This is a genomic window from Neobacillus sp. S1115 (assembly GCF_055385565.1).
In genome coordinates this window covers 2,053,098-2,065,490 of the sequence record NZ_AP038275.1, presented here as the reverse complement: position 1 = coordinate 2,065,490, position 12,393 = coordinate 2,053,098, and the positions used below count along the sequence as shown (strand labels likewise).

The 12,393-nt window shown below is 41.6% G+C and carries 11 protein-coding genes; all 11 read right to left on the bottom strand.

The genetic code is table 11. The features are described 5' to 3' along the window. Positions 1-19: 19 nt before the first annotated feature. The gene (locus ACZ5B7_RS10135; protein WP_213140730.1) at positions 20-475 is read right to left on the bottom strand and encodes a YlbF/YmcA family competence regulator; all 456 of its coding nucleotides are present in this window, start codon (positions 473-475) and stop codon (positions 20-22) included. 1 nt (position 476) lies between these two features. Beyond that, positions 477-2,021 (bottom strand): tRNA (N6-isopentenyl adenosine(37)-C2)-methylthiotransferase MiaB, encoded by a 1,545-nt coding sequence (miaB, locus tag ACZ5B7_RS10130; protein WP_464493612.1) that lies wholly within the window; start codon positions 2,019-2,021, stop codon positions 477-479. Positions 2,022-2,228: 207 nt separating this feature from the next. Beyond that, positions 2,229-3,095 carry a 2-oxoacid:ferredoxin oxidoreductase subunit beta gene (locus ACZ5B7_RS10125; protein ID WP_213140732.1) on the bottom strand — a complete coding sequence of 289 codons (867 nt, stop codon included), beginning with the start codon at positions 3,093-3,095 and terminating at the stop codon, positions 2,229-2,231. After that, a complete protein-coding gene (locus ACZ5B7_RS10120) occupies positions 3,096-4,832 on the bottom strand; it encodes a 2-oxoacid:acceptor oxidoreductase subunit alpha (protein WP_464493611.1) in 1,737 nt (578 codons plus the stop codon). Between the two features lie 481 nt (positions 4,833-5,313). Next, positions 5,314-5,574: a stage V sporulation protein SpoVS gene (gene spoVS, locus ACZ5B7_RS10115; RefSeq protein ID WP_038541258.1), complete on the bottom strand. Its 261-nt coding sequence runs from the start codon at positions 5,572-5,574 to the stop codon at positions 5,314-5,316. Positions 5,575-5,734: 160 nt separating this feature from the next. Further along, a complete protein-coding gene (locus ACZ5B7_RS10110) occupies positions 5,735-6,532 on the bottom strand; it encodes a TIGR00282 family metallophosphoesterase (RefSeq protein WP_423801721.1) in 798 nt (265 codons plus the stop codon). A gap of 89 nt (positions 6,533-6,621) precedes the next feature. Then, entirely contained in the window at positions 6,622-8,181 is a 1,560-nt protein-coding gene (gene rny / locus ACZ5B7_RS10105) for a ribonuclease Y (RefSeq protein WP_423801720.1), read from the bottom strand. Positions 8,182-8,508: 327 nt separating this feature from the next. Beyond that, positions 8,509-9,549 carry a recombinase RecA gene (gene recA / locus ACZ5B7_RS10100; RefSeq protein WP_213140736.1) on the bottom strand — a complete coding sequence of 347 codons (1,041 nt, stop codon included), beginning with the start codon at positions 9,547-9,549 and terminating at the stop codon, positions 8,509-8,511. Positions 9,550-10,245: 696 nt separating this feature from the next. Further along, positions 10,246-10,419 (bottom strand): hypothetical protein, encoded by a 174-nt coding sequence (locus ACZ5B7_RS10095; RefSeq protein WP_464493610.1) that lies wholly within the window; start codon positions 10,417-10,419, stop codon positions 10,246-10,248. A 52-nt stretch (positions 10,420-10,471) separates the two neighbouring features. Continuing rightward, the gene (locus ACZ5B7_RS10090) at positions 10,472-11,728 is read right to left on the bottom strand and encodes a competence/damage-inducible protein A (protein ID WP_464493609.1); all 1,257 of its coding nucleotides are present in this window, start codon (positions 11,726-11,728) and stop codon (positions 10,472-10,474) included. A 26-nt stretch (positions 11,729-11,754) separates the two neighbouring features. Next, positions 11,755-12,333: a CDP-diacylglycerol--glycerol-3-phosphate 3-phosphatidyltransferase gene (gene pgsA / locus ACZ5B7_RS10085; protein WP_213140738.1), complete on the bottom strand. Its 579-nt coding sequence runs from the start codon at positions 12,331-12,333 to the stop codon at positions 11,755-11,757. Positions 12,334-12,393 lie beyond the last annotated feature (60 nt).

Genomic DNA, 12,393 nt, shown 5'->3' with positions numbered 1-12,393 from the left:
GAAAGTCTGGCTTACATTTTTAATGCTCGTGATCGCAATCATCGTGTCCTTCACAGGCTCCGCCGCCATTTTTCATGCTAGCGCCGGTTTCCCCAAGCAGCACATCGCCGCCTGTTGAAATAATGATTTCATCTGTGACAGTATTTGAAATGGTTGTCGCAATTAACTGAAGCAATTCATTTACTTCGATTTGCGATTCCTTGAAATCTTGAACAACTGGAATGTCATCCAGCTCTTGTTCGATTGAAGCGATTTTTTCTTCAACCTTTTTCAATGCTTCCGGTTTGCCATAATGCTGCAGGTTTACAGCTTGCTTTTGCAATCCCTTAATATCAGCAATTAATGTTTTTACCTTTTGATTATCATGAATTTGCGCTTCTGCCCGTTTAAAGAAATCCACTTCCTGAGTATCTGCAATCATGCGAGCCAATTCTTTTGCACGAGCGACGATATCGTCTTTTGTATACTTCGTCACTTTAGTTCACCTCTGCTGGTTCTAGTTCTTCCACCATTTCTCCGTTTAATGACCATGTTTTTGCTTCATTAATTCTTACTTTTACAATTTTGCCAATCGCTGACTTAGGACCAACAAAATTGACTAATTTGTTCTTGCTTGTATAGCCGGCAAGGACATCCGGATTGTTTTTACTTTCCCCATCCACTAGTACCTCGACAATTTGGCCCTGATATTTTTTCATAGCCTCAGCAGAAAGCTCGTTTACAAGGTTGTTTAAACGCTGTAAACGTTCTTTTTTTACTTCCATTGGGACGTTATCCTCCATCTTGGCCGCTGGAGTGCCTTCACGAGGAGAGTAAATAAATGTATAGGCAATTTCAAAACCTACTTCACGGTAAAGTGACATTGTTTCTTCAAATTGTTCGTCGGTCTCGTTTGGATAGCCGACAATAATATCCGTTGACAATGCCACATCCGGAATGGCGGTTTTGATTTTTCTAACTAGCTCTAAATATTGTTCTCTTGTGTACTTACGAGCCATAATTTTCAGTACATCCGTTGAGCCTGATTGTACTGGCAAGTGAATATGATTCATTAAATTGCCGCCCTTTGCTAGGACTTCAATTAAATGGTCATCAAAGTCGCGTGGGTGGCTTGTTGTGAAACGAACTCTTGGAATATCAATTTTACGGATTTCATCCATCAGATCTCCAAGTCCATATTTCAAATCCTCAAAGTCTTTTCCGTAAGCATTCACGTTTTGACCAAGTAAAGTGATTTCCTTATAGCCCTGTGCTGCTAACTGGCGCACTTCCTGGATGATTTCTTCAGGACGGCGGCTGCGTTCTTTACCGCGTGTAAATGGAACGATACAATACGTACAGAATTTATCACAGCCGTACATAATATTTACCCATGCCTTGATATTGCCGCGGCGTTCCTTTGGAAGGTTTTCAATTACGTCGCCTTCCTTGGACCATACTTCTACTACCATTTCCTTAGACATATACGCTTCATGAAGGATATTAGGCAGTCTGTGAATATTATGAGTACCAAAAATCATATCTACTTGCTGATATGTTTTTAAAATTTTATTAACGACTGACTCTTCCTGTGACATACAGCCGCAGACACCAAGAAGCAGGTCCGGCTTTTCCATTTTTAATGCTTTCAGGTGGCCAAGCTCGCCGAATACTTTATTCTCCGCATTTTCGCGAATCGCACAAGTATTCAATAGAATAACATTGGCATCCTCAGTACGGTCAGTCGGCTCATAACCTAAAGCTAAAAAGATACCTGACATTACTTCTGTATCGTGTTCGTTCATCTGGCAACCGTAAGTGCGAATATAAAACTTACGGCCTTTACCCATTCCGCGAAATTCTTCTGGAATAGCAAAATCATTTTGGTACTTTACTTCTTCTTTACCACGCTTTTTTGCATCTTTTAAGGAAGGCCCAGTAATTACTTGTTCGAAGTATTTGCTGTAATCCTTGGCGGATTTTTTGTCCGAAGAATTAGCAGCGTTTACTTGCTGACCTTCTAATCGTTGCTTTTCGTTCATGTGGGTTAATCCCCTTTCTTTAAAAAATTACTTCTATTATTATAAATAATGCTAATTTTTTACTGTGCATAGAATTAACGGTTAATCTGCACATTATAATAGTATAAAGGTTTACGAACCTGAAAACAATAGAAAATCTAGGCTGCTTTCGACAATCACACTCTATAAAAAAAATCCCGAGGGAGTGCCTCGGGATTTTCTTCACCATTACATGAATTCAGCAACTAATTTATCAAAATAATTTTGATCAAGCTCAAGGTCTGCTTGAGTTAATGGAGTTTCTTTGTACCCATGAACTAATTCTTGGTAAGATTTTTGCTCCGTATTTTGATAAATAAGACCAGTTACTAAACCTTTATGCTTCATTAATGTTTGCATCGCTGCTTCGCGGTTATGTGGATCATAACCCTCGATATCGCTAAGCTTAGTAAGATTTTCTTTGAACCAGTCATAAGTGTTTACTTTATTATAAGTTACACATGGGCTGAATACGTTGATTAAAGAGAAGCCCTTGTGATTAATACCCGCTTCGATTAACGCAGTTAAATCTTTCAAATCTGTTGAGAAGCTTTGAGCAACAAAAGTTGCGCCCACAGTCAGTGCCATTTCCATTGGGGAAATCGCTTGTTCGATGGAACCTGCTGGTGTTGACTTTGTTTTAAAGCCAGCAGCTGAGCGCGGAGAAGTTTGACCTTTTGTTAAACCGTAAATTTGGTTGTCCATAACGATATAAGTAACGTCAATGTTACGACGGATTGCATGAATCGTATGACCCATACCAATCGCAAAGCCGTCACCGTCACCGCCGGAAGCGATAACTGTTAAATCGCGGTTAGCCATCTTAACGCCTTGTGCAATTGGCAGTGAACGGCCATGGATTCCGTGGAATCCGTATGAATTGATATAACCGGAAATACGACCAGAACAGCCGATACCGGAAATAACTGCTAAATTTTCAGGTTCTAAACCAACGTTTGCAGCAGCACGTTGAATTGCCGCTTGTACAGAGAAGTCGCCACAGCCAGGGCACCAGTTCGGTTTTACATCATTTCTAAAGTCTTTAAAAGTGGCCATTTAGAACAACTCCTTTGCTTTTGTATAAACTTCGTGAGGTAAGAATGGATTACCATCATATTTCACATGCTTTACAATCTTGTCTGCATGTCCAACGTTCATTTTGATAATATTAGCCAATTGACCAGTCGCATTATTTTCTAACACGACAACCTTCTTCGCTGATTGAATAAGCGGAAGAACCTCATTAGTCGGGAACGGATGGATTAAGCGAATATGAGCATGGTTCACTTTTAAGCCGTCATTTTCAAGACGTCCCATTGCTTCTTCAATAACACCGCGAGTCGAGTTAAAACCAACGAATAAAACGTCAGCTTCTTCATGCTTCTCATTTTTATACACAGGTGTATTAAAGCGAATATTATCTAATTTACGCATACGCTTATCCATCTGCGCTAGACGGTTTGCAGCTGATTCGGATGGTTTACCAGTTTCAGCATGCTCAACACCTGTTACGTGGTGAATACCGTTTTTCATACCAGGGATAACACGAGGTGAAACACCATCTTCAGTTACCTCATAACGTTTGAAGTAGCCTTTTCCGTCAATCTCTGGAAGATCGCCATTTAACAGCTTACCACGACGAATTTCAACTTTATCAACGCTTAATGGTTCAACGGTTTGTTTACCCAAGGATAATTGCAAGTCAGTTAATAAAATTACCGGAACTTGATATTCTTCAGCAAGATTGAAAGCTTCTGCTGCATCATAGAAAGCTTCTTCTACTGTACTTGGAGCCATGACGATTTTTGGAATCTCACCATGTGTTCCGTAAATCATGGCCATAAGATCAGATTGCTCTTGTTTTGTTGGTAATCCTGTAGAAGGACCACCGCGCTGTGTATCAACGATTACTAACGGAACTTCAGTCATACCGGAAAGGCCGATTGCTTCCATTTTCAATGAAAGGCCAGGGCCTGCAGAGGCAGTAATTGTACGAACTCCAGCATAGTTAGCACCAATAGCCATTGTAGCTGCAGCAATTTCATCTTCAGTTTGAATAACTGTTCCGCCAAGTGCAGGAAGCTTCTTAATTAAGTATTCCATAATCTCGGAAGCAGGTGTAATAGGGTAAGCAGCCATAAAACGACATCCGCCTGCAATAGCACCAAGGGCAATCGCATCGTTACCAATCATAAACATGCGCTGTTTGCCGTCAGCTTTTTCAAGATGCATTGGCTCGACGCCTTCTCCAAGCTTATCTTTCATATTGTCAAAGCCAGCTTTAATGGCATCCATATTCTTTGCAACTACCTGGTCGCCCTTTTTGCCAAAGATTTCACGTACAACTACCTCAAATACTTGAATATCCAAATCTAAAACAGCCGCGGTAGCGCCGATTGCAACCATGTTCTTCATTAATGAAGTACCAAGCTCTGTTGCAATTTCCGTAAATGGAACTACAAATAAAGAAGCTTCTGTATCTTCAGGCTTAGTTGGACCAAATTTAGCATCAGCAAGGATTAGTCCTTTGCTGTGAAGTTCTTTGTAGTTTACATCAATTGTTTCTTGGTCAAAAGCGACTAGGATATCAAGATCATCAGAAATAGAACGAACTTCTGTCGTGCTTACTCTGATTTTATTATTCGTATGGCCGCCCTTAATACGTGATGAAAAGTGACGATAACCATACAGGTAATAACCTAAGCGATTCAGTGCGATTGCAAAGATTTCACCGGTACTCTCAATACCTTCACCTTGTTGCCCGCCAACTTTCCATGAAAGTTGCTTAATCATGACTTACACCCCTTTGGATATGTAAAAGATAATTAAATAAACATGTAGATTATAGCACATTTCCGAGTAAACCACTAGAAATTGTGATTTTTAATGCTTTAAAGCCCAAAAACTAGAGTCACGGAGATGTACTAAACGCTTACAATTCTAGACCTATAAAGTAAAAAATGCAACCCTTTGGCTCGAAATAATGTCTAAAATATGAATATTTTTTTATTATTTTAAATTACTTGATTTACCTTCTAAAAATATCAAGAATAAATGGGCAATTACAGTATTTTTAAACAGTTTTGCCAATTCTTCTGCCTTTACGGTTATGACCCAGTATTCCGTTTTTCAAAATATTCTATCATATATCAGAATAGTATTCTTTAATTATGGTAAGCAAACAATTCATTCACAACGAGAACACAAAAATACCTGCTTGTATAAAACAACCAGGCACATAAAACTTTGAATTTTTTATACCCACGGCTTTTTTCTACCGCGGTTCTACAATTAACTTTATAGCTGTGCGTTCTTCCCCATCGATTAAAATATCGGTAAACGCAGGGACACAAATCAAGTCAACTCCGCTAGGCGCTACAAATCCTCTTGCAATGGCTACTGCCTTAACGGCTTGATTTAATGCACCCGCACCTATTGCCTGTATTTCTGCTGCACCTCTTTCACGCAGAACTCCGGCAAGTGCACCAGCTACAGAATTAGGATTAGATTTTGCTGAAACTTTTAATATTTCCATTCCTAGCTCCCCCTTGTAATAATCCCGATCCCGCATGAGCAGTTTCATGAATCAATCAGGTATAAAACATTCCACTGCTACTATATTCACGAATCAAATAACATATTCCAGCTTGGACAAAAATAAGGCATATAAAAAGAGCAAACGAGAGTGTTTGCTCCTATGAATACCAAGGATGGTCATCATTGATTAAGATCGGTTCAATTTTTTTGGCAAGGCCTGTTTTTTGATCCAGAACCATATGCACTGCGCTTAATTGATTTCTTCCTCCTGTTGGGACTTCAAATCGTACCGGCAGACTTGTAAGAAATCGTTTCAAGACCGCTTCCCTTTCCACGCCAAGAATACCGTCATACGGGCCCGTCATGCCCACATCAGTTAAATAGGCTGTTCCCCCTGGAAGAATTCGGTTATCGGCTGTTTGGACATGTGTGTGGGTCCCTACAACAGCCGATACCCTTCCGTCCAAATACCAGCCCATGGCCTGCTTTTCGCTCGTCACTTCAGCGTGGAAGTCAACGAAAATGAATGGTGTTCGTGTCCGCGCCAATGCAACGAGCTCATCGGCCTTTTGAAACGGGCAATCAATTGGATTCATAAATGTCCTTCCCTGTAAATTGATGACTGCTACTTCAAAGCTGTTTATTTTTAGAAAAATAATTCCTTTACCAGGCGTGTCCTTTGGAAAATTGGCCGGGCGGACTAAATATTTGGCTTGATCGATAAATTCAAATATTTCGCGATTATCCCAGGCATGATTGCCTAATGTTACAGCCTGTGCACCCTGCTCTAAAAATTGCCGGTAAATTTTTTCCGTAATTCCTTTACCGCCTGCGGCATTTTCACCATTAATAATCGTTATTTGCGGACGATATTTTTCTTTTAATCTTGGCAGATATTCTTTTACCATATCCCTGCCTGGAGAACCGACGACATCGCCGATAAAAAGTATGTTCATGTTTTTGCCCTTTCGTAAATAAAATGTGTTAATTAGAAGTTTAGCATATTTTTTTATGCAAAAAAATAAAGCGATGCAAAAGCATCGCTTTATTTCGCGTATTCAACAGCCCGAGTTTCACGGATAACTGTTACTTTAATATGACCTGGATAGTCAAGCTCTTCCTCAATTCGCTTCCGGATATCCCGTGCCAGACGGTGTGCAGCCAAATCATCAATTGCTTCCGGTCTGACCATAATCCGAACCTCACGGCCTGCTTGGATAGCGAAGGATTTCTCAACACCCTCATAGGATTCGGAAATCTCCTCAAGCTTTTCAAGGCGGCGGATGTAGTTTTCGAGAGTTTCACTTCGTGCACCTGGTCTTGCTGCTGACAAGGCATCAGCTGCTGCAACAAGGACCGCAATAATCGATGTTGGTGCGGTATCACCGTGGTGTGAAGCAATACTGTTGATGACTACTGGATGTTCCTTGTATTTGGTCGCAAGCTCAACACCAATTTCGACATGGCTTCCTTCCACTTCATGGTCAATTGCTTTCCCGATATCGTGGAGAAGTCCGGCCCGTCTTGCCAGTGTTTCATCCTGTCCAAGCTCTGCGGCTAATAATCCCGAAAGCTGTGCTACTTCCATTGAGTGTTTTAACACGTTTTGACCGTAGCTTGTACGGAACTTCAGGCGGCCAAGGATTTTGATCAGATCTGGATGGAGTCCATGAACACCGACTTCAAAGGTGGTCTGTTCGCCAACCTCACGGATATATTCATCCACTTCACGGCGTGATTTTTCCACCATTTCCTCAATCCGGGCTGGATGGATGCGGCCGTCTTGAACAAGCTTTTCAAGCGCCAAGCGAGCGGTTTCCCGACGAATAGGATCAAAGCCTGATAGAATGACAGCTTCAGGAGTATCATCAATGATTAAATCAATACCTGTTAACGTTTCAAGGGTACGGATGTTTCGTCCTTCACGTCCAATGATACGGCCCTTCATTTCGTCGTTTGGAAGGTTTACGACTGAGACAGTTGTTTCCGCTACATGGTCAGCTGCGCAACGCTGGATAGCCAAGGAAAGTATTTCTTTCGCTTTCTTGTCAGCTTCCTCTTTTGCACGATTTTCGCTTTCCTTAATCATCATCGCGGTTTCATAAGCGAGTTCATTCTCAGTCCGATCTATAATGATCGACTTCGCTTCCTCACGAGTTAAGCCCGAAATTCGTTCGAGTTCTAATTGTTGTGTACGTACCAACTCGTCCACTTTGCTTTCCATCTCTTCAATATGCTGTTGTCTTTGATTTAGAGAATCATCCTTCTTTTCTAGAAGAATTTCACGCTTGTTTAACGTTTCATCCTTCCTGTCTAAATTCTCTTCTCTTTGCAGTAAACGGTTTTCTTGTTTTTGCAGTTCATTTCTTCGTTCACGAACCTCACGTTCTGCTTCGGTACGAAGCTTGTGAATTTCATCCTTTGCTTCTAACAGGGCTTCCTTCTTTAAGGATTCAGCATCGCGTTTTGCATCCTCTAAGATTTGCTCTGCAGCATTTCTAGCTCCTGCTATTTTTGCTTCAGCAATGGATTTACGAATAAAATAGCCAACAACGGCACCGACGATAAGGCCAAGCAAAATGGAGATGATAGTAATTAAATCCAATAGTTACACCTCCTCTTGCTATGAACTTTTCTTACATTTTTTAAGTGTCGGCATGTACATTGTTTAGACTCAACATACAGCAAGCACTACGGCTTTTTCGAATGTAATATTTCCAAAAATGTAAAATATACATGTTAATTGTAAATGTGGTGCCAATCATTGTCAAGGTTTAGTCCAATTGGCATTTTGAAATATTTCGAATTTAGTATGACAGGGCTGGAACATGGGCAGTTTTTACAGAAGTAATTTTCATGTATATTACTGAATAAAAATACATTCCGTTTCAAAAAGAGCAAAACCTTAGAGAAAAGGCTTTGCTCTTTAAAATTAATCTAGTAGCTCAATTTGATCATCGTCATCCACTTCGGTGACAGTTTTTTCACCATCCAACCCGTAGTGTTCACGGATTTTTGTTTGGATATCAAGGCGGATATCAGGGTTTTCCTTTAAGAACAATTTTGCATTTTCCCGGCCCTGTCCGATTCTTTGATCGCTATAGGAATACCAGGAACCACTTTTTTGAACAATTTCTAGTTCCGATCCCATATCGACGATTTCGCCTTCTTTTGAGATGCCTTCTCCATACATAATATCGACTTCAGCTGTACGGAATGGAGGCGCAACTTTGTTCTTAACAACCTTAATTTTTGTTTTGTTACCGACCATTTCAGTGCCTTGCTTAAGGGTTTCAGCACGGCGGACTTCAAGACGGATTGTCGAGTAGAACTTCAGCGCGCGTCCGCCAGGTGTCGTCTCGGGGTTCCCGAACATGACACCCACCTTTTCACGAATTTGGTTTATGAAGACAGCGATTGTTTTAGATTTATTGATTGCACCTGATAGTTTACGAAGTGCTTGGGACATCAAACGAGCTTGTAAGCCTACGTGGGCGTCTCCCATTTCACCTTCGATTTCAGCTTTTGGAACTAGAGCAGCTACTGAGTCGATTACGATGATATCAACTGCACCGCTTCGTACCAGAGCTTCAGCGATTTCAAGTGCTTGTTCACCAGTATCTGGCTGGGATAATAATAGTTCATCAATGTTTACGCCTAGTTTTTGGGCATAAGTAGGGTCCAAGGCATGCTCAGCGTCAATAAACGCCGCTTGTCCGCCTTTTGCCTGCACTTCTGCGATTGCATGCAGGGCTACGGTTGTTTTACCAGATGATTCGGGACCATATATCTCGATAATACGTCCCCTAGGATATCCCCCAACACCAAGTGCTACGTCCAGTGCTAGGGAACCACTTGGTACGGTGGAAATTCTTGTTTCCTGCTGCTCTCCCATTTTCATGATGGAACCTTTACCGAATTGTTTCTCTATTTGTTTTAGCGCCATTTCTAAGGCGGCCTTTCGGTCACTCACAAATAGTTCCTCCTTTTATATATAAAATAATATTATTGCTGGAATCTATTAAACGAAACCTATTATTAATATAACCTCTTTTTGAGTTTTTGTCGAGAAAAAACACGAACATTTATTCTGCCTTTTTCTGAGTAATTAAAGCAGGGAAAATTACAAAAAAACTCATGGAATTGTATTTTTCTTGTGAGTTTCTGAATAAAAAAAGGGAATTCTCTTGTTGTCAGAAAACTAAAAAATACTAGAAATCACTATTTTTTACCAATGCCTGCTTTCAACCAACTTAACTAGGTAATATTACCTTTCTATTTTTTCCGTTGCCCTTCTCCTTCACGTCCAAAGGGTAAAATAACCTCTCTATTTTTTCCGTTGCCCTTCTCCTTCACATCCAATGGGTAAAATAACCTCTCTATTTTTTCCGTTGCCCTTCTCCTTCATGTCCAACGGGTAAAATAACCTCTCTATTTTTTCCGTTGCCCTTCTCCTTCACGTCCAACGGGTAAAATAACCTCTCTATTTTTTCCGTTGCCCATTTCCTTTACGTCAAACGGGTAAAATAACCTCTCTATTTTTTCCGTTGCCTGTCTCCTTCACGTCCAACGGGTAAAATAACCTCTCTATTTTTACCGTCGCCCGTTTCATTTGCGTTCAACGGGTAAAATAACCCCTCTATTTTTACCGTTGCCCATTTCCTTTACGTCAAACGGGTAAAATAACCTTTCTATTTTTTCCGTTGCCCATCTCCTTCACGTCAAACGGGTAAAATAATCGCTCTATTTTTACCACTAGTGATACTCTTCCTTCCCATCTATTGCCCTCATGACCCCTTAATGGGGACATTCTCCGCTCTTCCTTCTCATACATTGTCCTCATGGATATTCCCGCTCTTCCCATACCTTCAAAAACAAAAAAAACCACAAAACACCTAAACGGTATCTTGTGGTTCAGCTTTTAATAACTTTAATAAAAAATAACATCCAAATTTAACAGCCCTCACCCTGTTGGCGGCCCTTCCACCGGCAAGAGTTAATTTTTCAACGACCGTCGGCTTACCAGCAGCAGCGATTCCAATATAAACGGTCCCAACCGGTTTCCCTTCCAGTTCATCCGGTCCGGCCACGCCGGTAAAACTAATTCCGATATCAGTTCCAAACATCCGAGCCGCATTTTCCGCTAGTTCACGAGCACACTCTTCGCTTACAGCCCCATGCTGATCAAGCGTTTCCTGCCTAACCCCGACAACATCCCGCTTAATTTCATTGGCATAACATACAACGCCGCCTTTGAATACAGAGCTTGCTCCGGAAATCGAGGTAATCTCCTGCTGGAACAGCCCGCCTGTTAAACTCTCAGCTGCCGTAATGGTTAATTGCCCAGCCTTTAATGTCTTCGTCAGTTCCTCTAACAATGAGGCATCGCCATACCCATAAATAAACTGCCCGACACGCCCGCGAATCTTCGACTCCACTTCATCCAGCATAGCCTCTGCAGCCGCAGTATCCACATGCTTAGCGGTCAGACGCAACGTCACTTCCCCATCACCGGCAAGCGGCGCAATCGTCGGGTTGCTTTGAGCATCAATCAAATCAATAATTTCCGTTTCAAGGGCGGCTTCGCCAATCCCAAAAAAGCGCAGTACCCGGGAGACAATTTGTTCCGTCGAGCCGGTTGCCGAAGCAAGCGCCTGTCTGCCATAGTGGGAAAACATCGGCTCCATTTCCTTTGGCGGTCCTGGGAGGAGCATATAAATATGACCGCCCGTTTTCATCACCATACCCGGAGCCATGCCAAAGTCATTCGGCAAAACTTCAGATCCCTTCAAAACCAATGCCTGTTTCCTGTTATTTTCCGTCATTACTCGGTTAGTTCGTTTAAAATAATCAACAATCGATTCTAATGCTGTTTCATCATGCGAAAGGTCCGTACCAATATGGCGGGCAATTGTTTCCTTCGTTAAATCATCCTTGGTCGGACCCAGTCCGCCGGTAAAAATAATGATTTCCGAACGCTTCTCGGCAATGTCAATCGCTGCCTTAAGCCTCTCAGGATTGTCGCCAACCACCGTATGAAAATATACATCCACTCCGAGCTCAGCTAATTGCTGAGATAGAAACCGTGCATTCGTATTCACAATCTGCCCGAGTAAAAGCTCTGAGCCAACTGCAATAATCTCAGCATTCACATCTATCGCCCCTTACAAATCAAATTTTACTTCGAATTCTTCAGCACATGGCTATTTTTTGCAAAATAATCCCATCCTGACCAAATCGTGAAGAACATCGCGACCCACAATGCCAGAATATCAAAGCGAAAAGGGATCAGCGCAAAAATAATGTTATGTAATAGTAACGCAGAAATCGCAATAATTTGTGTCCAGGTTTTAATTTTTCCAAGCATATTGGCTGCGACAACCTCTCCTTCGCCAGCAAGCAGGAGGCGGAGGCCTGTGACAGCAAATTCCCGGCTGATGATGATGATGACAATCCAGGACGGGGCATACCCAAGTTCCACAAGAACAATCAAAGCCGCTGAAACAAGCAACTTATCGGCAAGCGGATCGAGAAATTTGCCCATGTTGGTTACAAGGTTATACTTACGGGCATAATGGCCGTCTACCCAGTCAGTCGTGGAGGCTAATATAAAAATCAACGCCCCGACGAAATGCGTAACAGGCATGTCCGCCCCAAGTAAGGACATTTGTCCCCAATCAAAAGGAACCAACATAACAATCATAAATATCGGGATTAAAAATATTCTTGAAACAGTAATTCTATTTGGTATATTCATCAAAATTTCCTCCTAAAAAACCAGCGTGCTTTCATGAGCACTATAAAATACACGCCAAAA

Bases quoted from the DNA above. Each gene is read 5' to 3' on its own strand.
- ACZ5B7_RS10120 (WP_464493611.1), bottom strand. From the start codon at position 4,832: ATGATTAAGCAACTTTCATGGAAAGTTGGCGGGCAACAAGGTGAAGGT.
- ACZ5B7_RS10125 (WP_213140732.1), bottom strand. From the start codon at position 3,095: ATGGCCACTTTTAAAGACTTTAGAAATGATGTAAAACCGAACTGGTGC.
- miaB (WP_464493612.1), bottom strand. From the start codon at position 2,021: ATGAACGAAAAGCAACGATTAGAAGGTCAGCAAGTAAACGCTGCTAAT.
- spoVS (WP_038541258.1), bottom strand. From the start codon at position 5,574: ATGGAAATATTAAAAGTTTCAGCAAAATCTAATCCTAATTCTGTAGCT.
- pgsA (WP_213140738.1), bottom strand. From the start codon at position 12,333: ATGAATATACCAAATAGAATTACTGTTTCAAGAATATTTTTAATCCCG.
- ACZ5B7_RS10095 (WP_464493610.1), bottom strand. From the start codon at position 10,419: ATGAGGACAATGTATGAGAAGGAAGAGCGGAGAATGTCCCCATTAAGG.
- ACZ5B7_RS10110 (WP_423801721.1), bottom strand. From the start codon at position 6,532: ATGAACATACTTTTTATCGGCGATGTCGTCGGTTCTCCAGGCAGGGAT.